20 protein-coding genes are annotated in these 20,334 nt (G+C 68.8%); 13 read left to right on the top strand and 7 right to left on the bottom strand.

Annotated features, from left to right (window positions below; all coding sequences use genetic code 11):
• Nucleotides 1-99: 99 nt before the first annotated feature.
• From QX204_RS20890 to QX204_RS20900, 3 genes are read left to right on the top strand one after another with little or no spacing between them, the layout of a single operon-like run.
• Nucleotides 100-1,287, top strand: coding sequence for a CaiB/BaiF CoA transferase family protein (locus QX204_RS20890; RefSeq protein WP_301901659.1), 1,188 nt, complete (start codon nucleotides 100-102; stop codon nucleotides 1,285-1,287).
• Nucleotides 1,284-2,144, top strand: a complete 861-nt coding sequence (locus QX204_RS20895) for a cyclase family protein (protein WP_301901661.1) — start codon at nucleotides 1,284-1,286, stop codon at nucleotides 2,142-2,144. Before QX204_RS20890 ends, QX204_RS20895 begins: the two co-directional genes overlap by 4 nt.
• Nucleotides 2,141-3,553 carry an MmgE/PrpD family protein gene (locus tag QX204_RS20900; RefSeq protein ID WP_301901663.1) on the top strand — a complete coding sequence of 471 codons (1,413 nt, stop codon included), beginning with the start codon at nucleotides 2,141-2,143 and terminating at the stop codon, nucleotides 3,551-3,553. Before QX204_RS20895 ends, QX204_RS20900 begins: the two co-directional genes overlap by 4 nt.
• Nucleotides 3,554-3,575: 22 nt before the next feature.
• Here the strand turns inward: QX204_RS20900 and QX204_RS20905 are convergent, their stop codons facing one another.
• Nucleotides 3,576-4,493, bottom strand: a complete 918-nt coding sequence (locus QX204_RS20905) for a hydroxymethylglutaryl-CoA lyase (RefSeq protein ID WP_301901664.1) — start codon at nucleotides 4,491-4,493, stop codon at nucleotides 3,576-3,578.
• Nucleotides 4,494-4,651: 158 nt separating this feature from the next.
• Here QX204_RS20905 and QX204_RS20910 point away from each other — a divergent pair, with 158 nt between their 5' ends.
• Nucleotides 4,652-5,866: a CaiB/BaiF CoA transferase family protein gene (locus tag QX204_RS20910; RefSeq protein ID WP_301901665.1), complete on the top strand. Its 1,215-nt coding sequence runs from the start codon at nucleotides 4,652-4,654 to the stop codon at nucleotides 5,864-5,866.
• A 13-nt stretch (nucleotides 5,867-5,879) separates the two neighbouring features.
• Entirely contained in the window at nucleotides 5,880-6,497 is a 618-nt protein-coding gene (locus tag QX204_RS20915; protein WP_301901667.1) for an isochorismatase family protein, read from the top strand.
• 81 nt (nucleotides 6,498-6,578) lie between these two features.
• Here QX204_RS20915 and QX204_RS20920 read toward each other — a convergent pair whose 3' ends face one another.
• Nucleotides 6,579-7,475, bottom strand: a complete 897-nt coding sequence (locus QX204_RS20920; RefSeq protein ID WP_301901668.1) for a poly(ethylene terephthalate) hydrolase family protein — start codon at nucleotides 7,473-7,475, stop codon at nucleotides 6,579-6,581.
• A gap of 102 nt (nucleotides 7,476-7,577) precedes the next feature.
• On the opposite strand from QX204_RS20920, the gene QX204_RS20925 reads away from it, so the two are divergent.
• Nucleotides 7,578-8,285 (top strand): hypothetical protein, encoded by a 708-nt coding sequence (locus QX204_RS20925; protein ID WP_301901671.1) that lies wholly within the window; start codon nucleotides 7,578-7,580, stop codon nucleotides 8,283-8,285.
• Nucleotides 8,286-8,292: 7 nt separating this feature from the next.
• Here QX204_RS20925 and QX204_RS20930 read toward each other — a convergent pair whose 3' ends face one another.
• Nucleotides 8,293-9,078: an IclR family transcriptional regulator gene (locus QX204_RS20930; RefSeq protein WP_301901672.1), complete on the bottom strand. Its 786-nt coding sequence runs from the start codon at nucleotides 9,076-9,078 to the stop codon at nucleotides 8,293-8,295.
• A gap of 128 nt (nucleotides 9,079-9,206) precedes the next feature.
• Here QX204_RS20930 and QX204_RS20935 point away from each other — a divergent pair, with 128 nt between their 5' ends.
• From QX204_RS20935 to QX204_RS20955, 5 genes are read left to right on the top strand one after another with little or no spacing between them, the layout of a single operon-like run.
• A complete protein-coding gene (locus tag QX204_RS20935; RefSeq protein ID WP_301901674.1) occupies nucleotides 9,207-9,695 on the top strand; it encodes a flavin reductase family protein in 489 nt (162 codons plus the stop codon).
• Nucleotides 9,692-10,966 carry an acyl-CoA dehydrogenase family protein gene (locus tag QX204_RS20940; RefSeq protein ID WP_301901676.1) on the top strand — a complete coding sequence of 425 codons (1,275 nt, stop codon included), beginning with the start codon at nucleotides 9,692-9,694 and terminating at the stop codon, nucleotides 10,964-10,966. Before QX204_RS20935 ends, QX204_RS20940 begins: the two co-directional genes overlap by 4 nt.
• Nucleotides 10,963-12,351, top strand: a complete 1,389-nt coding sequence (locus QX204_RS20945; RefSeq protein ID WP_301901678.1) for an aldehyde dehydrogenase family protein — start codon at nucleotides 10,963-10,965, stop codon at nucleotides 12,349-12,351. The genes QX204_RS20940 and QX204_RS20945 overlap by 4 nt, the downstream gene beginning before the upstream one ends.
• On the top strand, nucleotides 12,348-13,496 hold the full coding sequence (locus tag QX204_RS20950; RefSeq protein WP_301901680.1) for an FAD-dependent oxidoreductase: 1,149 nt from the start codon (nucleotides 12,348-12,350) through the stop codon (nucleotides 13,494-13,496). Before QX204_RS20945 ends, QX204_RS20950 begins: the two co-directional genes overlap by 4 nt.
• Nucleotides 13,493-14,914 (top strand): aldehyde dehydrogenase family protein, encoded by a 1,422-nt coding sequence (locus tag QX204_RS20955; protein ID WP_301901682.1) that lies wholly within the window; start codon nucleotides 13,493-13,495, stop codon nucleotides 14,912-14,914. Before QX204_RS20950 ends, QX204_RS20955 begins: the two co-directional genes overlap by 4 nt.
• 44 nt (nucleotides 14,915-14,958) lie before the next feature.
• On the opposite strand, the gene QX204_RS20960 is transcribed toward QX204_RS20955, so the two are convergent.
• From QX204_RS20960 to QX204_RS20975, 4 genes are all read right to left on the bottom strand, one after another.
• Nucleotides 14,959-15,258 (bottom strand): Dabb family protein, encoded by a 300-nt coding sequence (locus QX204_RS20960; protein ID WP_301901683.1) that lies wholly within the window; start codon nucleotides 15,256-15,258, stop codon nucleotides 14,959-14,961.
• Nucleotides 15,259-15,325: 67 nt separating this feature from the next.
• Nucleotides 15,326-15,904 (bottom strand): neocarzinostatin apoprotein domain-containing protein, encoded by a 579-nt coding sequence (locus tag QX204_RS20965; protein WP_301901684.1) that lies wholly within the window; start codon nucleotides 15,902-15,904, stop codon nucleotides 15,326-15,328.
• Between the two features lie 19 nt (nucleotides 15,905-15,923).
• A complete protein-coding gene (locus QX204_RS20970; protein WP_301901686.1) occupies nucleotides 15,924-16,514 on the bottom strand; it encodes a neocarzinostatin apoprotein domain-containing protein in 591 nt (196 codons plus the stop codon).
• The gene (locus QX204_RS20975; protein ID WP_301901687.1) at nucleotides 16,511-17,635 is read right to left on the bottom strand and encodes a hypothetical protein; all 1,125 of its coding nucleotides are present in this window, start codon (nucleotides 17,633-17,635) and stop codon (nucleotides 16,511-16,513) included. Before QX204_RS20975 ends, QX204_RS20970 begins: the two co-directional genes overlap by 4 nt.
• 237 nt (nucleotides 17,636-17,872) lie before the next feature.
• Here QX204_RS20975 and QX204_RS20980 point away from each other — a divergent pair, with 237 nt between their 5' ends.
• Nucleotides 17,873-19,486, top strand: a complete 1,614-nt coding sequence (locus QX204_RS20980; RefSeq protein ID WP_301901690.1) for a carbon-nitrogen hydrolase family protein — start codon at nucleotides 17,873-17,875, stop codon at nucleotides 19,484-19,486.
• A gap of 19 nt (nucleotides 19,487-19,505) precedes the next feature.
• Complete coding sequence (locus tag QX204_RS20985; protein WP_301901691.1) at nucleotides 19,506-20,315, top strand: oxidoreductase; 810 nt, start codon at nucleotides 19,506-19,508, stop codon at nucleotides 20,313-20,315.
• The last annotated feature ends 19 nt before the right edge of the window (nucleotides 20,316-20,334 follow it).

The following is a 20,334-nucleotide window of genomic DNA, read 5'->3' on the forward strand; positions in this document are numbered from 1 at the left end:
ATTTTTGCGATCATCGCAGTAGCATGCGCTGGTAGTCAATGCCGCGAGCCCCCTGACTGTTTCGGTAGAGGAAACTCTCGCGCCGTGAAGGAGTGAGCGATGGCGCAGTCGCTAGCCGGAATCCGCGTGCTCGATGTGGCGACGCTGTTCGCCGGCCCCCTGGCGGCCACCCTGCTCGCCGATTTCGGCGCCGACGTCGTCAAGATCGAGCATCCCCAGGGCGATCCGGTGCGCAGCCACGGCGCCCAGCGCGACGGGATCGGGCTGTGGTGGAAGATGCTCGGGCGTGGCAAGAAGTCGGTGACGTTGTATCTCGGCTCGCCGCAGGGACAGGAGATCTTCCGGCGCATGGTCGCCGACGCGGATGTGGTGATCGAGAACTTCCGGCCCGGCACCCTCGAGCGATGGGGACTCGGCTACCCCGAACTGCGTGCCATCAATCCGCGCCTGGTGCTGGCACGGGTCACCGCGTTCGGTCAGTTCGGGCCGTACGCGCGACGACCCGGCTTCGGCACGCTCGCCGAGGCGATGAGCGGTTTCGCGGCCGTGACCGGTGAACCGGACGGCCCGCCCACCCTGCCACCCTTCGGGCTCGCCGACGGAATCGCCGCGCTGACAACCGCTTTCGCGATCATGACGGCCCTTCGCGCCCGCGAACACGACGGTCACGGCCAGCAGGTCGACCTCGCCATCATCGAACCGATCCTGACCCTGCTCGGCCCGCAGATCATCGCCTACGACCAACTCGGCGAGCTACAACCCCGAATGGGCAATCGGTCGTCGAACAACGCGCCGCGCAACACCTATCGCACCGCCGACGGGGGCTGGGTCGCGGTCTCCACCAGCGCGCAATCGGTCGCCGAACGGGTGATGCGGTTGGTCGGACGACCCGATTTCATCGATCGCCCCTGGTTCGCCTCCGGCAGCGAACGGGCCGGGCACGCCGATGAACTGGACGCGGCGGTCGGCGGCTGGATCGCACAGCACAGCACCCAGGAGGTGATCGACGCCTTCGACGACGCCGAGGCCGCGGTGGCGCCGATCTATACCGCCGCCGACGTGCTGGCCGACCCCCAGTTCCGGGCACTCGAATCGATCATCACGCTGCCCGACGACGAGCTGGGCCCGGTGCGCATGCAGAACATCCTGTTCCGACTGTCGCAGACGCCGGGTGAAATACGGTGGACCGGGCCACCTTTGGGCGCGCACACCGATGAGGTACTCGGTCGCTACGGCGTCGACGCGAGCGCCATCGCCGAGCTTCGCGCCGCCGGGGTGATCCGATGACAACGACACCACGACCGCACGAGCCCGCCGTGCCCGAAGAAGCCGCCATCGATCCGTTGATCGTGGCCGTGCGAGGCGATATCCGGTTGATCGAGTTGGGGCAGCCCTTCTTCACCGGTATGCCGTGCTCGCCGAACCATCCCGGCTTCCGCATGACGTTGGCGCGCCGACACGGTGACATGGTGCGGGCCGACGGCGGCTCGGCCGCCAACGAGATCATCGTGACCGGCGGACATGTCGGCACCCACATCGACGCACTCAGCCACGTCAGCCAGGACGGCGCACTGAACGGCGGAGTCGACGCGCAGGAGGCCCAGCGTGGCGGCAGGTTCAGCGCGCACGGCGCCGAACATCTGCCCGGCATGCTGCGCCGCGGCGTTCTGCTCGACATCGCTCGGGTGCACGAGACCGACACCCTCCCCGGTGGCTACGAGATCACGGTGGACGATCTGGAAGCGGCCGCCCGGCAGGCGCGAGTCCAGGTGACGGCAGGCGACGTCGCGCTGATCCGGACAGGATGGTCGCGGCTGTTCGCCGAACCCGGCGCCTACCTGGGTCAGGAAACCGGTGTCCCGGGGATCGGCGTCGACGCGGCCCGCTGGCTCGCCGATCACGAGGTGCCGGCGACCGGTTCCGACACCACCGCCTACGAGTGCATAGCGCCGGGGGCAGGCCACAGTATCTTGCCGGTGCACCGGGTGCTGCTCGTCGAATCCGGCATCTACATCATGGAGCACCTCGCGCTGGAGGATCTCGCCGATGCCGGGATCAGCGAATTCGCTTTCCTGCTCGCTCCTTTGCGCATCGTGGGCGGCACCGGCTCCCCTATTCGCCCGCTCGCGGCGGTCAGCCGATGAACGACGCCACCATCGTGGCGCGGCTGGCCGCCTTCGCCGCGTCGGCGCGCGAGCGTGGCGTCGGGGACGAGCTGCGCGCGGACGCCGCGCGACGAGTGCTCGATGTACTGGGCAACAGTATCGCCGCGCTCGGCACGTCACCGGCGCACGCCGTGCGCAAGGTGATCACGGAGTGGGGCGGCGCACCGCGGGCCACGGCACTCGGCCTACCTGGTCGCTGGCCTGATGCGAGTGCCGCGCTCCTCGGCGGGACCCTCGCCCATGCCATGGATTTCGACGACACGCATCTGCCCTCGGTTCTGCATCCCTCGGCGACGGTGGTGCCTGCCGCCCTCGCGGTCGCCGAATCCCGTGATGCCGATGGCGCCGCGCTGCTGGATGCCATCGCCGTCGGAGTCGAAATCGCCGTACGCGTGGGCATGGCGGGCTACGACGAAGCGCTGGGCAATTCGGTGTTCTTCGAACGTGGCCTGCACGCGACCGCCATCTGCGGCGCCCTCGGTGGCGCCGCGGCCGCCGCGATGCTGTCCGGCGCCGATGCCGACGGCATCGCCCACGCGATCGGCATCGCGGCGAGTATGGGCTCGGGTCTGCTGGAAGCCAACCGCACCGGCGGCACGGTGAAGCGGGTGCACTGCGGGTGGGCCGCGCACTCCGCGGTCACCGCCGCCGCCCTCGCGCGCGCCGGGCTGACCGGGCCGCCGACGGTCTTCGAGGGACGGTTCGGCCTGCTGCAGGCCTTCTGCGGCGAGCAGAGCAACCCGGCCGCGATCCTCGACGGTCTCGGTACGCACTGGGAGCTGCCCGGCGTGTTCTTCAAGCCCTACCCCTGCAACCATTTCACCCACGCGGGCATCGACGCGGCGCTGCGGCTGCGCGCCGATGGCATCACCGCCGACGATATCGAGCGCATCGAACTCGGTGTGCCGACTGCGGTTTCGCGCACCATCGGCGAACCGTACGCCGAGAAGATCCGCCCGAAATCGGGCTACCACGCCGCCTTCTCCGGCCCGTACACCGTGGCGGCCGCGCTACTCGGCGGTGGCGGCCTCGGCGTGTTCCACCAGGACTTCACCGATGCGGCGGCCGCGGACCCCGACCGGCTCGCCCTCGCGGCTCGGGTCACCTGTATCGCGGACCCGCGCTGCGACGCGATCTTTCCTCGGCAGTTCCCCGCTGTCCTCACGGCCTGGTTGCACGACGGGCGCGTCCGCACCGAACGCGTCGAGGTGAACCGGGGTGGCCCCGGTAACCCGCTGTCCGCAGCCGAACTCGCCACCAAGTTCCGGCTCAACACCGAACGTACCTTCTCCGGCGATCGGGCCGACGACATCAGCAAGGCGGTCGCCGATCTGGCGAGTCAGCCCGATCTGAACGCGGTGATGGCACTGCTGCGCGAGGCGCGATAGCGACGCGGTGCAGCGACAACGGCTACTCGTCGACCGGTGCGGTTCGGACCGGTTCCGGGAACACGCCGGCCCGGCCGAGGAGCGCGGGCACCGGCTGCCCGAGCAATTCGCCCAGCCACGAACCGGTTTCGATGACCCGCTCGAGCTGGACGCCGGTCTCGATGCCCATCCGGTCCAGTGTGTACAGCAGATCCTCGGTGGCGATATTGCCCGTCGCGGCGGGTGCGAAGGGGCAACCGCCGATGCCACCGGTGCTGGTATCGAGGATGCGGACACCGGCGTTCAGTGCCGCAACGGCGTTGGCGTAGCCGGTGTTTCGGGTGTTGTGGAAATGAAACCGCAGGTCCGCGTCCGGGGCGAGCCGCGCCGCGCCGGCGGCCAGCGCGCTGACCTGATCCGGGACGCCGACGCCGATCGTGTCGGCGAGGGCGATCTCCTCGGGTTGCGCCTCGGCGACTCGGCGCACGAGTTCCAGCACCGCCGATTCGGCGACGTTTCCCTCGAAGGGACAGCCGAACGCCGCGGCGATCGTCACCGTGCGGCGCACCCCCGCCTCTTTCGCCCTGGCCGCCAACGTCACCCAGCGCTCGATCCCCTGCTCGGTCGAGCAGCCCTGGTTGCGCAGGCTGAAGGAATCCGTGGCGACGACCACCACATTGATCTCGTCGACGCCCGCCGCCAGTGCGCGATCCAAGCCGCGGTCGTTGACTATCAGCCCGGCGTAGGACACGCCGTCGATCCGCGGCACTCCCGCCATGACGGCCTCCGCGTCCGCCATCTGCGGCACCCGCTTCGGGTGGACGAAGCTGACCGCCTCGATCCGGCGCAGTCCCGCGTCGACGCTGCGTTCGACCAGCCGAATCTTGTCCTCGACCGCGACGACGACCGGCTCGTTCTGCAGGCCGTCCCTCGGCGCGACCTCGACCAATGTGACGTTCACAGATCCTCCAGCTCACTCTCGACACAACGCTCCCGGCGCGGGTCAGCCGCGCCGTCTTGCCGGTCTGTTCCGCTACGGGATACATTGTATCCAATCTGGCGGTTCGCAATATGTCCACCGCGACATCGACGCAGGCACCACGGAATGGAGACGACCACATGGCAGTCGAGGCGACAACACCGACGGGTCCGCTGGCCGACCTGCGGGTAGTGGAGATGGGTCAGCTGATCGCCGGACCGTTCGCCGGCCAGCTGCTCGGCGATCTCGGCGCCGAGGTGATCAAGCTCGAATCCCCCGGCACCGGCGATCCGATGCGGCAGTGGGGCCGGGAGCAGTCGGCGGGCAAGTCGCTGTGGTGGCCGGTGGTGGCCAGGAACAAGAAGTCGGTGACCTGCGACCTTCGCGATCCCGCCGGGCAGCAACTGGCACGGCAGCTGATCGAGCGGGCCGACATCGTGATCGAGAACTTCCGGCCCGGCACCATGGAACGCTGGGGCCTCGGATTCGACCGGCTACGCGAGCACAATCCCGGGCTGATCATGGTGCGGGTCACCGGATACGGCCAGTCCGGGCCGTACTCGCCGCGCGCCGGATACGGCTCCATCGGGGAGGCCATGGGCGGAATTCGCTATGTGACAGGCGATCCCGACCATGCCCCGGCCCGAGCCGGGATCTCGCTCGGCGACTCGCTCGCCGCGGTCTTCGCCACCATCGGCACCCTCGCGGCGGTGCACCACCGCGCGAACACCGGGCGCGGCCAGATGGTGGACTCGGCCATCTACGAGGCGGTGCTCGCGCTGATGGAGTCACTGCTCCCCGAATTCGCGGTCACCGGGTATCAGCGCGAGCGCACCGGGTCGGTGCTGCCGAATGTCGCACCCAGCAATATCTATCCCACCCTCGGCGGCGAGATGATCCTGGTCGCCGCGAACCAGGACACCGTCTTCGCCCGCCTCGTCAAGGCCATGGGCCGCTCCGAACTCGCGACCGACGAACGGTATTCGACACACAACGCGCGCGGCGCCCGGATGACCGAATTGGACGACCTGATCGCCGCGTGGACCGCGACCTTCGAGACCGAGGAGCTGCTCGCGCAGTTGCACGCGGCGGGCGTACCGGCGGGCCGGATCTTCACCGCGCGAGACATGTTCACCGACCCGCACTTCGCCGCGCGCGAGGCGATCGTGCGACTCGCGCATCCGGAGTTCGGCGAGCTGCCGATGCAGAACGTCTTCCCGAAACTGAGCGAGACCCCGGGATCGGTGCGCCATCCCGGCCCGGAGCTCGGCGAACACAATCAGGACGTGTACGGCGGCCTGCTCGGTCTCGACGAGAAGGCCATCGGCCGACTCGCCGCCGACGGCGTCATCTGAGAAGGAGGCCGCCATGACCGATCGTGCGGGCGAATACCGGCGCTCCGGCTACAGCGCGCGCCTCGGCGCGGGCAACTCCCCCGCTGTGCTGGTGGTCGACATCTGCGCTGCCTACGTCACCGACGGCTCACCGCTGCACGCGCCGGTGGAGGACGCGGTGCGCGCTGCCGCCGCCGTGGTCGCGCAGGCACGAGAGTCCGGGCTGCCGGTGATCTTCACCCGGGTTCGCTTCGAGCCGAATGGTCCCGACGGCGGGCTGTTCCGTCGCAAGGTACCCGTACTCCGGGTCTTCGAGCAGGGCAATCCGCTCGGCGACTTTCTCGACGACCCGGCACCGGCCCCCGGTGACGTGGTCATCACCAAGCAGTACCCGAGCGCTTTCCACGCGACTCCGCTGGCGGCGACGCTGGCCGCCCAGCGCGTCGACACCCTCGTCATCGTCGGTCTCACCACCAGCGGTTGCGTGCGCGCTTCCGCGACCGATGCGATGCAGCACGGTTTCCGACCACTGGTCGTCGCCGACGCCTGCGGCGATCGTGACACCGCACTGCACGAGGCCAACCTCACCGACCTCGACATCAAGTACGCCGACGTCCTCGGTCTCGAGGAAGCCCTCGCGGTCCTGCGCTGAACCGGAGCCCTCGGATCGGCCACGCGGCTGACGGTTCCGCCGCCTTACTCGGCGACGGAACTATCAGTGCTGCAACGTGTTTCAGCGCAACTCGATGGTCACCGCAGGGTCGGATCCCGCGGCGGCGCGATCGATGCTCCCGCGCGCCTCGGCATCACCGAGCTGGGCACGGAACCACAGTGCGGTCCACCGCGCGGCGGCGTACACCGATTGATCACGAGGCATGGTCGCCTCGTGCAGGTCGGGCACGGCGCCGGGTGGATTGTTCTGATCGGCGAGCCCGAAATGGTTCGCCCCGACAAGGCCGACGAAGGCCGCGGTCGGTGCGCCGGTCAATCGGGTGAAGGTGTCGTAGGCCTCGGCAGGTTCGGAGACACCGTCGAGCGTGCCGTTGATCAGCATCGTCGGAATGTCGTTCACCCGCACCGGATCCACGCTTGCGCCGATCGTGGTGTTGGTGCCGTGGCCGACGATCGCGCGCAGCTCGCGCGGGTGCTGATACGACAACCCGAAGCAGAACGGCGGCTGGCATCGGTTCGCGGCGGCGTAGAGGGCCGTCGCGCCACCGAAGGAATGCCCGGCGGCCACCAGGATTCGCGGGTCGATGACGGTTCGCACCGGTGAGGACGGGTCCCCCGGCTGAGCGTGCGCCCACGCCACGATATCGGTGAGCGAGTATTCCTCGGCCAGGCTGCGGCCGACGAACGGCAGCGGGTAGTGCTCGGGAATCACCACCACGAAGCCGTATTCGGCGAGCGCGGTGGCGAACCGACCGTAGTACTCGCGCTTCACGTCGGCACCGGGCAGCACCGCTGCCACCGGTAGTGCGCGATCGGCGCCCAGCGGATACCAGACCGTGGTCGCGTCACCGGCGACACGGGTCTCGAAGTGTGCGACGGAGATCTCGGCGGAGGCGGGTGCCGGTGTCGTCACAGCCACCGAGAGCAGACAGAAGACGGTCAGGAAGAAGGCGCGCATGGAGCCCCCCGTTTCGGTTGCAGAAACAGCGTTTCGGTATGAAACTAAGGCGAGACGGTACTTGGAAACGCTGTTTCCCGAAAGTCGAGGACAAGGATTCCCATGGGCCAACATCCGCACGGTTGGTGGATCGTGCTGCACCTGACGCTGTTCGTGTTCTGGCTCGGCGGCGATCTCGGCGTGTTCTATTCCAGCCGGTCAGTGATCGATCCGGCGCTCAGCCCACCCGCCCGCGCCACGGCGCTGACGATCATGAGCGGCTTGGATCTGGCGCCGAAGATCTGCCTGGTCCTGTTCCTGCCCAGCGGATTCACGCTGATGGCACTGGAACCGCACGGCGCGAGCCTGTTCGGCATCGCCCTGTTTCCCTGGTGGTCGGTCGTGCTGGTGTGGATCTTCGCCACGGGCTGGTTGGCGCTGGCGGTGCAGGCACACCGCACGCACGGGAAGGTCGCCTCGATCCGTCGCGCCGACCTCACCATCCGGATCGCGGTGATCGCGGCCATGACCGGAGCAGGCGGCTACACCCTGCTGGCGAGCGAGCCGTTCGGCGTGACGACCGACCCACGCTGGCTCGGCGCGAAAATTCTGCTGTACACCCTGGCGATCGCCGCGGGGCTCGGCATCCGAATGACCTTGCGGCCCTTCGGCGCAGCCTTCGGCATCCTGATGAGCGAGGGCTCGAGCGAGGCCGTCGAGCGCACCTTGCGGCGCAGCGTCGACGGTTGCCTGCCCTATGTGTGGCTGATCTGGGGCAGTGTGCTCGCGGCGGCGGCGCTCGGCGTACTCAAGCCCGGTGCCCAGCTGTGAGACGTGGCTACACCGTGTAGCCCAACTGGGCCGATATCGCCCCGGCCGCCTTCAGCAGCATCGGAACACAGTCGGCCATGCGCGGCTGGAAGCGCGAGAGCGGACCGCACACACTGATCGCGGCCACGACCCCGCCGTCGTGGTCGAGGATCGGCGCGGCGATGGAAGCCGCCCCGACCTGACGCTCCCCCATCGAGATCGCATGACCACGCTTCTTCGTGGCGTTCAGTTCCGTGCGCAACTTGCGGGCCGTGGTGATCGTCGCGTCGGTGAACGCGGTCAACTCGTGCCTGCTCAGATATTCGTCGATCTCCTCCTTGCGCAGGAACGCCAGGATCACCTTGGAGGAGCTGCCCGCGTACAGCGGGTACGGCACACCGAGCACGACCTCCATCCGCAATTCCTGATCCGGCACCACCTGATCCACGTACAACCTGGTGTCGCCGCGGCGAATCGACAGGGTGGCGGTCTCGCCGGTCACCGATGCCAGCCTGCGCAGCTCCGGCGCGGCCATCACCCGAAGATCGGTGCGCGCCAGATACGCCCGGCCGAGCGCGATGGCGGCATGCCCGAGTGCGTAACGCCGCGTGGCCGGTTCGAGCGTGATGAGGTCGCGGTTGCGCAGCGCGGTGAGAATCCGGTGCACCGCGGCCTTGGTGATGCCGAGTTCGGTGGCGATCTCGGTGACGCCGAGGTCGGGTCGGCCGCTACGACCGAACAGCAACAGCACATCCATGGCGCGCTCGACCGCGGCGATCGACCGGCTCTGGTTGTCGGATTCGATTTCGGGCACAGCGATAGTCTAAGCGGTCGATTTCCCGATGGGAAACACCATCCCCATCGTGATCACGCTTGCGCCGAGTCGGTCTCGAGCGTTACCGTGAGTGGAACAATGTTTCCACTATCGAAACGGATGTCCAGGTGGAGCCGAGCATTCTCCGCGCGGTCCTGGCCCAGTGGGCCAGCGGCGTCGTGGTCGTCACCACCGCAGGGGCCGATGGCGCCCGACACGGTATGACGGCCAGTTCGTTCACCAGCGTGTCCCTCGACCCGCCGCTCATCTCGATCTGTCTCGCTTCCACGAGCACGACCTGCCGAATGATCCGCGAGAGCGGTGTTTTCGCGGTCAACGTCCTCGGGCACGATCACGAGGCCATCGGCAGACGTTTCGCGTCCATCGCCGGCTCCGCACCAGCGGATCGCTTCGGCACCGGGCATTGGGACACCGCGCGCACCGGCGCGGCGGTATTGACCGACGCCGTCGCGTGGCTCGACTGCGCACTCGCCGACTGCCATACCGCGGGCGATCACACCATCGTCGTCGGGTCCGTGCAGGACGCCGCGACGCCACGGTCCGCCGCGCCACTCATCTATCACGACCGCAACTACCACGAGGGGATCATCCGATGATCGGTGCACGACTCGTCGAGGACATGACCGACGCCGAACGCGCACGCGCACAACGGGTCGACGATGTGCTGCCCGCCCTGCGCGCGGCCGCCGAGGAAGCCGACCGTCTCGGCACTTTCCCACCAGGCCACGTCGAACTGTTGCGCTCGGCCGGACTGCTCGGGCTGGTGGTACCGGAGAAGTACGGCGGACTCGGCGGCACCCTGCGCGATCTGGCCGCGGCCACCTTCGCGATGGGCACCGCCTGCCCTTCCACGGCGCTGGCGTTCTTCTTCCACAACACGAGCGCCTCCCGTGGGCTGCTGCCGCTGGAGGCCATCGACGCCGGACTGTTCGCCGACGACGAGATCCCCGTCGTGCGGGCGTTCGCCGAGAAGGTCCTCACCCGCATGGCCGAAGGTCGGTGGCTGGCGAATTTCGCCTCCGAGGCGATCAAGACCGCCGCCGCCAACATCACCATCGCCACCACCGCCCGCAAGGTCGAGGGCGGCTGGATCCTGCAGGGCGAGAAGTCATTCGGCTGCGCGACCGGCGTGGCCGACTACTACCTGACCTCGGCCAAGCTCGAGGGGTACGACACCGCCGAGGGGCTGGCGACCTTCTTCGTGCCCCGCGACGCACCGGGGGTGAGCGTGCGAGCGCCCTGGGACGGGCTCGGTATGCGGGCCACCGCCAACAACGGCATTCGACTCGACGAGGTCTTCGTCCCCGACGACGAAGCCTTGGCGGTGCCCGGCGCGTTCGCGAAGATGCTCACCATGAGCAGAGGCAGTTTCGTCGGCAACCAGCTCGCCATCGCGGCGGCCTACACCGGCTGCGCGCAGAATGTCTACGACGAGATGCTCGCGGTGACGACCACGAAGACCTTCGCCGATACCGGCGAACCGATCGCCTCCTCCCCGGTGCATCAGGTCCTCATCGGTGAGATGACACGGCACCTGCAGACCGCCTACCTCTGGTTGCGCTATCAGCTGACCGTGGAAACCGCGGAGCCGCCGTTCAAACCGAAGTCGGAGGTGTTCACCCAGTGGCGTCTCGGCAAGGGCGCGGTGACCGAAGCCTGCTTCCAGGTCGCGCTCGGCGCGTTCAAGGCGGGCGGCACCTCGGCGGCGGGGATGAGCGGGGTGGCCGGGCGTGCCCTGCGCGATCTGGCCATGGGATTGGTGATGACCTTCCCGGCCGAGCGCGGCATGCTCGAGGTCGCCCGCATCGTGACCGACGCCAAGGCGAACGAATTGTTCGCCACCGCACCGACGAAAGCGGACCGATGACAGCCGAACTGCCCGACATCGCCGACCTCGTCGATGGGGAATGGGGCACCCCGGCGGTGGATCTCGCTGTCGCGCTGGAAAATCCGGCCACCGGGCAACCCGTCGCCAGGGCGGTCGCGACGGCGACCGAGCGCGTCGCACGGGCCGTCGCGGTCGCCGACGCGGCGGCGGGACGGATCACCCCGGACATGCTCGACGCGATCGCCACCGATCTGGACAAGCGGCTGCCCTGGATCGCGGAGCTGGATACGCGCGCGACCGGCGTCCCGATCGCCCAGACCTCGCTGCTCGGTGTGATCGTCTCGGGATCGTTTCGGCTCGCGGCCGACCAGTTGCGCACGGGAGCACTGCGCCAGGATCGGGACGGGGTCGAGGTGCATCGGCTGCCACTGGGCCCTGCCCTGTGCTTGGTGCCGTGGAACGCGCCGGCGCCCATGGCCGCTCATAAAGTGGCCAACGCCCTAGCCGCCGGTTGCCCGGTGATCCTCAAGGTCAGCGAACTGGCGCCCTACAGCTCGATGGCGCTGGCGGAGGCGATCGCCGAACATGTGCCCGCCGGCATGTTCCAGCTGGTGCAGGGCGGTGCGGAGGTGGGCGCACAACTCGTCGCCGCACCCGAGATCAAGGCGGTCTCGTTCACCGGCGGTCTCGGCGGCGGGCGTTCAGTCGCCACCGCGTCCGCCGGGATGTTTCGCCCGTGCCAGCTCGAGCTCGGCGGCAACAATCCACTCGTGGTACTGCCCGACGCCGATCTCCCCACCGCCGCGCGGATGGCCGCCGAACTGCTGACCACCCTGAACGGCCAATGGTGCCGGGCGCTGGGCAGATTGATCCTGCCCGCCGACCGGGCCGCGGAAATGGTCGACGCGATCGGTCGACACCTCGCCGAACTCCGGGTCGGTGATCCCCTGGATCCGTCGACCGAGTTCGGACCGCTCCTGCATTCGAAACATGTTGAGACCGTGCGCCGATCGTTCGTCGACCGCGAGATCCGCACCTTCGGCGCGGTGCCGGACGCCGGAAACTTCCTCGCCCCCGCACTGCTCGACGGTGATCTGCCGGAGGAGGTCTTCGGACCGGTGGCCGGCGTTCTCACCTATCACCGGGTCGAGGAGGCGGTAGCGCTGGCCAATGCCGTGCCCTACGGCCTGGAGGGCTACGTCTGCGGTACGGACGAACAACGCGCGCTCGACATCGCTCGACAGATCCGCGCCGGTGAGGTGAAGGTGAACGGCTCGTCCATCATGAGCCTGCACCTGATGACGCCGCGTCCCGCGTGGGGTCTGTCCGGGCTCGGCGAAGAGGGCACGGCGGAGACGCTGCGCTTCTTCACCGGTGCTCGCGTCGTCGGCGTCGAAGGTCGCTTCGCCCTGCACACCTCATGAGCAAGCCCACCGTTGTCGTCGTCGGCGCCGGGCCGGTCGGGCTCACCGCCGCACTCACGCTCGCCCGCCGGGGTTTCCCGGTCACCGTGCTCGAGCAGGGCGACGAACTGGCCACCGAGTCGCGGGCCTCCACTTTTCATCCGCCGACCCTCGAGATGCTGCGCGACCTCGGCGTCGTCGACGCGTTGTTACGCAAGGGCATCATCGCCTCGACCTTCCAGTACCGGGAACGCGGCGGCGGCGAGATCGCCACCCTGGATCTCGACGTGCTGGCCGAGGACACCCCCTTTCCGTTCCGCGTGCAGTGCGAACAGAGCACACTCACGCCCCTCCTGCTCGATGCCCTCGGCGCCGACGCCGATGTCCGGTTCGGCCACCCGGTGAACGGGTTGCTCAGCACCGCCGATTCGGTGGTGCTGCGGACAGAGAAGGGGCCGGTGCGCACGGATTGGGTGATCGGCGCCGACGGTGCGCATTCCGCTGTCCGACGCGGCCTCGGCGTCGAATTCGGTGGCAGCACCTACCCGGAACGGTTCCTGGTCGCCTCGGTCGACGAGGACCTGGCCGACGCGCTCCCGGGTATCGCGCCGATCAACTATGTCTTCGACCCGGACGAGTGGCTGGTGCTGCTGCGCACCCCACGACACTGGCGAGTGCTGTTACCGACGCCGGTCGACACCGAGGACGAGGACGAATTGCGGCGGCTGCCGGAGCGACTGGCGGCGGTCGCCGACCTCGGCAGACCGTGGCGACTGGCCCACGCCTCCCTGTACCGGGTGCATCAGCGGGTCACCGACCGGTTCCGATACGGCAAGGTCCTGCTGATGGGCGACGCGGCCCATGTCAACAACCCCCTCGGCGGGATGGGCATGAACAGCGGAATCCACGATGCGGTCCAGCTGGCGTCCGCGCTGTCCGATGTCCTCGAAGGCGGCCCGGAAGCCCAGCTCGACGAGGTGGCGACGTATCGTCGAAACGTTGCCGTCGACCATGTTCAGCGCATCAGTCACAACAACTGGAACCGGATGCGCGACCGCGACGCCGGCTACCGCGAGCACCTGCGCGAACTGGCCGCCGATCCGATCGCCGCGCGCGCCCATCTACGGCGGGCCTGCCTGCTCGACTCGCTGGAGATCCGGCCGTGAGAATCGATCGCGAGAATCCGGCCCGCCCGCGCGAGATCGTCGGCACCGTGACCTCGACCGCACCGGACGCGGTCGAGGCCGTGGTACGCGCGGCCCATGCCACGTTTCGCGAGTGGTCGCGATGTCCGCCCGAGACCCGCTTCGCCGCGCTCGGCACCGCCGCGGACGCACTCGACGACCGCGGCGCCGACCTGGCGATCCTGCTGGCGCGCGAGACCGGTAAGCCCGTCACCGATTGCCGGGGTGAAATCGGCTTCGCCGCCGACTATCTGCGCTGGGTGCGCGACCATGCGGCCGAGGTCTTACAGACGCGCACAACCGATGACGCGCACGGCCGAATCACCTCGTCCGCGAGACCTTTCGGAGTCGTCGCCGCCATCACGCCGTGGAACGCGCCGATCATTCTCTCGATGCTCAAGCTGGGTCCCGCACTCGCCGCGGGCAATGCGGTCGTGCTCAAACCGTCGCCACTGGCGCCGCTCACCGTCACCGCCGCGGCCGAACTACTGCCCGCCACCACCGTGATCCATGGCGGCCCGGACACCGTGCACGCGCTGATCGCGCACCCGCTGGTGCGCAAGGTCGCCTTCACCGGCGGCGAGGACGCCGGGCGCGCGATCGCCGCCGCCGCCGGACGCGCGATCAAGCCGGTGACGCTCGAGCTCGGCGGCAACGACCCGGCCGTGTTCCTGGACGACTTCGCCCTGTCCCCAGCGGATTTCGAACGCTTGGTCCTCGCCTCCTTCGCCACGGCGGGCCAGGTGTGCATGGCCGCCAAACGCCTGTATGTGCCGCAGACTCGGGTGGCCGAGTTCGTCGAGTCCTATCTCGCTGCCGCACAACGCATCCTGACCGTCGGTGATCCGCTCGACGACGAGGTCACCATGGGTCCGGTAGCCACCACGGCGGCCGCCGAACGCGTACGCGGACTCGTCACCGACGCCAGGAATCGGGGCGCCGACATCGTCACGCTCGCCACCGCGCCGACCTCGGAGGGCTATTTCCTCGACCCGATCCTCGCACTCGGGATCCCCGACGATGCCGACCTGGTCCGCCGCGAGCAGTTCGGCCCGGCCGTCCCGCTCCTCACTTATCGTGACGAAGCCGAAGTCTTGGCCAGGGCAAACGATTCCGACCTCGGCCTGGCCGCCTCGGTATGGTCGGCCGACGAAGACCGCGCCTGCGCGTTCGCCGCTCGCATCGAGGCAGGCTTCACCTTCATCAACACCCACAACCGCACCGGCATGTCCCTGCGGGCCCCGTTCGGCGGTATCAAGAACAGCGGCTTCGGCCGCGAGTACGCCGAAGAGGGCCTGCGCGAGTACGTCCAGACGACCGTCACGCACGCTCCGGGCGCCTTCCGCGCCGGCGGCACCGGACTGCCCGCGAGGGCTTATCCGACCACGGAGCGCCCGTAGCGCAACATCCCGGAGGGACGGTCGTCGGGCTGTCGGAGCGCGGGTTACCTCCGATAGTCCACGACGGCTCGACCGGCCAGCCGGGGCACAAGCCATCGGGCGACCTCGTGGTGTGCCGGATGCTGTTGGTAGGCAGCCAATTCCGCTTCCGAGGTGTGCGTGGTGGTCAGGCACAGGTCATAGGAGACCGGCGTATCGAGTTCGTCGAGGACGACGGTGAGCGAACGGATGTGCGGGACAGTGCCGTCGAGGGCGGACAGCAGAACACTCGCCTGGTGCGCATCGGCTCGATGCTGGAACTTCATCAGCACGATATGGGTCAGCACCTGGTCGCTGGTCGCCATCGGGGTCCTCCGTTCGCGGATCGGCCGGACGGCACGGCGGCGACAAGCCTCCGTGCCGTCCGGGGAGTCAGTTGTTTCGGCCGCGCCTGCGTACTACGAGGGCTACGGCGACCGCGGCGATCACCACCACGCCTGCGGCGATACCGACCGTCAGCGCGGTATTGCTGTCGGCGTCTTCGGACTCGGCCTCGGCCGTTTCGGTCGTGGTCACCGGCGTTCCGGCGGCGGGGCCGAAGGTCAACGGCACCGAGGCGAGGATCTCGGTCGCGTTCGTCAGGCTGGTGACGCTGATCGTGCAGGCACCGGGCGACGCGGCGCAATCGGTGGTACCGACGGTGGTTACCAGGGTGATCGCCTCTTTGCCGGGGTTGGGTTGCCACCGCCCCTGCCCGTCGGCGGCGCCGAGTATCGAGCCGGCGAGATGACAGTCCGCGGGACCGGTGATCTGCGGTTTGCACTGCCCGACCGCCACCGCGGGCATATTCGCGGGCAGTCCGTCCAGCGTCACGGTGACGGTCTGCCCGGCTGCCAGTCCGGTGGACTGACTCACCTGCAACGTAGGTGCGGCCGTCGCCGGGGTCGCACTCCAGATCGCGGCGACCGCGACGGCCCCGAGAATACCGAGCGGGGTACCGATGCGTTTCATATCTTCCTCCTGATGGATTTCATAATCGCCGCCGATCGGCGAGGGCACTACCGGCGACGATCACCAGCAAGCCCGCGGTCACCGCCCACAGCACAGTGGATGGGCCTTCGGTATCGGAGTCCGACCGCGGCGCGGCAGCCGGGGCAGGAGCCGGCGGCGTCGGCGGGCCGGAACCCGCGAAAGCCACCGATACCGCAGCCGAATTGGCTGCGATCACCGCGGGTGGTTCGGTGCCCGGCAGCGGTGCGGCCGCGATCACGCACTGCTGCCGGGTGCAGTCGATGGCGTGGAATGTGTGGTGCGCGGTCAAGGTCAGCGGGCCGAAGGTGCCGTCCCCGCCGATATTGACGAAGGTCGCGCCGCCGTCGAGATCACAGTCCTTCAGCCCATTGGTGAAGCCCTGTTTACACATGCCCACCGCGACCGCCGCCAGACCGGCTCGAAAGCCGCTGCCGCTGACGGTGATTCGCTGTCCATCTGTCAGGTCGGCGCTCGCGCTGACCTGTATCGCCGCGGGCTCCTGCGCGAAGGCCGCTGCCGGAAAGCCGATCAGACATCCGCCGAGCAGTGCGGCCGCGGCCGCTCGGGTCATCGTGGCGAAACCGTTCACGGCGCGCCTCCTTCGTTGTGTGAGCTGAGCACGCCCTGCGGAGGTGACGCGGGGTGGTCGTGCCTGCCGCAGAGCCAGGCCGCGACGAGTACGCATGCGGCCAGCACGGTCAGCGCCGATCCGGTACCGATGACCCGACCGAGCAGATCGACGACTCCCAGACCGGCAAGACCCGCGATCGCCGTGACAACGGCGGTAGCGGCAGCCCGATCGGCATGGGGAGCGGGCAGGCACACCTGCTCGTCGAGGGCCGTCATCGCGCGGACCGCCGCCGTCAGGGTCACGGCCAGCCCGACCGTCAGCAACACCGGCCCCGATGCGGTCGCCACGAGCACCGGTCCGCCCGCCGCCAGGATCAACAGCACGGCCACAGCGGCCGGTCGACGCCCCGGCAGGGCGACGACGAATACCGCGGGCACGGCTGCGAATACCAGCCAGGTGAGCTGCTCGGCGCCGAATTCGTTCCAGCGGAACAACAGCAGATGCAGCGCGGGCAGCACGGTACCCCCGACCGCGAGCCCGACGGCGCCATAACCCGACAGCGCGGCTCGGGGCACCGCGCCGATTGTGTCCGGGCGACGCGAAACCGGCGCTTCGGCGCGTGCTCGCAACAGTCCAGCGCTCGCGCCGAGAACAACGGTCAGCGCCCCCGCGGCGATCACACCGGCTCCGGGATTCTCGTAGTACCGGCCGGCCAGCCACGCGGCGACGACCAGCCCCGCTGTCGCCGCCGCGTGCATGACGACGAAACTCCGGCGTCCGAGATCGGCTGCGAGAGCGCGACCGGAGACCAGCAGCGGCCCGGTGACGGTACCGGCCACCAGCACCGCGACGGTGAACACCGCGACGGTATCCGCGGCACCCGCCACCAGCACGGCGATGCCCGCGAGAACACCACACACACTGGCCATTTCGACCGAAGAGCGCACCCGCCACAGACACAGCGAGGCGGCGAACAGACCCAGCACCGCACCGGTGAGCACGATGTAGCCGACCACTGCGCCGGGCACTCCGACCACACCGCCCAGGGGTTTGGCAAGCAGCACCAGCTGCCCACCGGCGACCGGCCCGGCGGCGACTGCGCAGAGTGCGGCCGACACGGATGCGCGATGTCTCGTCATCCTCAACCTCCACTCATGTTCCGCTGAGCGAAACACAGTTTCACGATTGCCACATTGAACCCGCGGCGCCGACCACTGTCAAGACAGGCCAGAAGAAGCGAGGTTTCAACGAATTACGGACGCGTGAAATGTCGAACCACCCCTGGACAGATCCTTCACAGGGGTACAGAATCAGGGCACTGTTGGAAACGGCGTTTCGTTGTACGAAACGCTAAACGAGTGAGAGGGTCCGAGTTCATGACCCGAGTCGCGGCCGCACAACTCGCCGCGGGAACCGACGTCGCGGTCAACCTCGACGCCTGCCTGCGCATGATCGACGCCGCGGCCGCCGCGGGCGCCGAACTGGTGGTTCTTCCCGAATTCTGTAACCACCTATCTTGGTACGAGGACCGTGCGCACGCGCGCCGAATGGCCTGCACGCCCGGCGACACCTTCTGCGGTGCGATCGCGCAGCGGGCGCGCCGGCATCGGCTGTTCGTGAAGATCGGCGTCACCCTGGCCCGTGCCGACGGCCGCACCACCGGCACCAGCCTGCTGTTCGGCCCCGACGGCGAACTGCTCGGTGAATCCGACAAGCAGATCCTGATGGGCGCCGAGAACGACTATCTCGATCCGGGCCTGACCGAATCGCCGGTGCTCGAGACTCCCCTGGGCCGGATCGGTATGTACGCCTGCATGGAGGGCGTCATCAACGAGGTCACCCGGTCACTGGCCCTGCGCGGGGCCCAGCTGTTGCTCAACAGCCTCAACTCCTTCGCCGTCGACGAAGCGAGCCTGCACATTCCGGTACGAGCCGCGGAGAACAAGGTCTGGGTGGTGGCCGCCAACAAGGTCGGCCCCCTGCTCCCCGCCGACCAGCTGCCCTCGATCGCGGACCGCCTCGGGGTGCCGCAGGATCGGCTGCACGGCGCCGGCGAAAGCCAGATCGTCGGCCTCGACGGCGTCCCGGTCGCGGTAGCGCCTGCCACCGGTGAGGCGATCGTCGTCGCCGATATCGACGTGTCACTGGCCGATGACAAACGGCGACCGGACGGCACCGACATCCTCGCCGCGCGCAGGCCCGAGCTCTACACCCCCCTCACCGCCGCACCGCGCGGGCGACGCGCGGCGGCCGGGGCCGATTCGCTGAGCACCGCGCTCGCGGTCGCCGACCCAGGGCTACTGGCCCGGCTCGCCGCCGACGGAGTCGAATTGATCGTGCTCCCCGAGCTGGCGACGATATCGATACCGGAAATCGTCGACGCACTGGCCGGCACAACGGCACACGTGGTGCTGAGTGCGCGCGCCGGCGGTGCGCACCACGGTGTGCTGGTCACCGCCGACGGAGTGCTCGGCCGTCAAGCTCAATTGCATCCGACCGAACGTCTCCCGTGGCTGACGGACCCGGGCGCCGAATTGACCGTCTTCGACGTGCCATGGGGCCGACTGGCCATCGTGGTCGGCGACGACGCGCTCTTCCCCGAGACCTTCCGGCTGGCCGCGCTCCAGGACGCCGACATCGTGGCAGTGCCCTGCTCGCCGACCGAACCGTGGGAATTGGCGCTCGGTCTGGCCGAGCGCGCGGCGGAGAACCGGCTCAATGTGGTGGCCGCCGGGAGCGACGAACACGGCGGACTACGCGGCGCGGTGTACGCGCTCAGCCCCGATTTCACGCTGTGGACCGCGTGGAGCGGCCCGTTCACCGGTGTGATCAGCCACCCGATCGTGACCGTCGCACCGCCCGACGCCGCCGAGGTCCGGGCGACCGTGCGGCCGGCGCAAGCCATGAACCGCCACGTATCCAAAGGCACAGATCTGGTGGACGGACGCCCCCGGTGGCCGCTGGACGCCATGACGAAGCCCGCGCAGTGACGACAGAACCGGAGCAACGATGAGTGAAACCGTGCAGCACGTCGAGCAGATGGTCGACGCCACCGCCCGAATCGACGTCACCGAGACGTTCCAGGAATGGCGAGAGCTGTTGAGCGGACTGAAGTCCCGGATCGCCGAGCGCTTCGAGCTGACCAGAGATCCCTCGACCGAGGCCCTGGAGAACTACGGCGACGCGGCGACCGGACCATCGGGGAGCCTGGCCGCCTATACCGGCCCGGAGATCGACTGGCTGGTGCATTCCTGGATCGGCGACCCCCGCACCGGTTTCGTCAATCTGCATCTCACCGCGTGGCTCGGACCACAGATCCAGGTCCCGCATCTGGGCGTGGCGCTGCTGCTGTGGCCGCAGGGTTGGTTCTATGTCGATGCGGTACCACGCGGCGACCTGGTCGGCGACGGCGATTACTTCGACCGTTACTACGCCGACAATGACGCGCCGTGGTTGGCCTTCAAGGAAGACCATCCCGACTTCACCTGGTTCACCAGCCGCACCGGCTTCATCCGGTCCAGCCTGTCCCCCACCGCGTATTGCTATTCCTTCCCACCGAATCAGGCCAATCGCGAGACGGTCGCCGAGATTCTCACCGCGCGAGTCGAGCAGTGGCTCGGGTGGGTGGACGCGGCGACGCCGGTGCCCCTCGGTGAGCGGGCCCGGTTGGCGGAGCGAGACCTGGCGATCCGTCGCAATATCGCCGAACGCGATCCCGCGAACGCCATGGGCGAGCGGATGTTCGGCGTGGATCTGACCCAGCGGCTGGTGCGTGGCCTGTGGGGCGGCGATCGAGTACTGCCCAGGCCCGTCGGATGAGTCCGCGCCCGATCCGTCC

The sequence above is a fragment of the Nocardia sp. PE-7 genome (genome assembly GCF_030486425.1).
Classification (GTDB): Bacteria; Actinomycetota; Actinomycetes; order Mycobacteriales; family Mycobacteriaceae; genus Nocardia; species Nocardia salmonicida_A.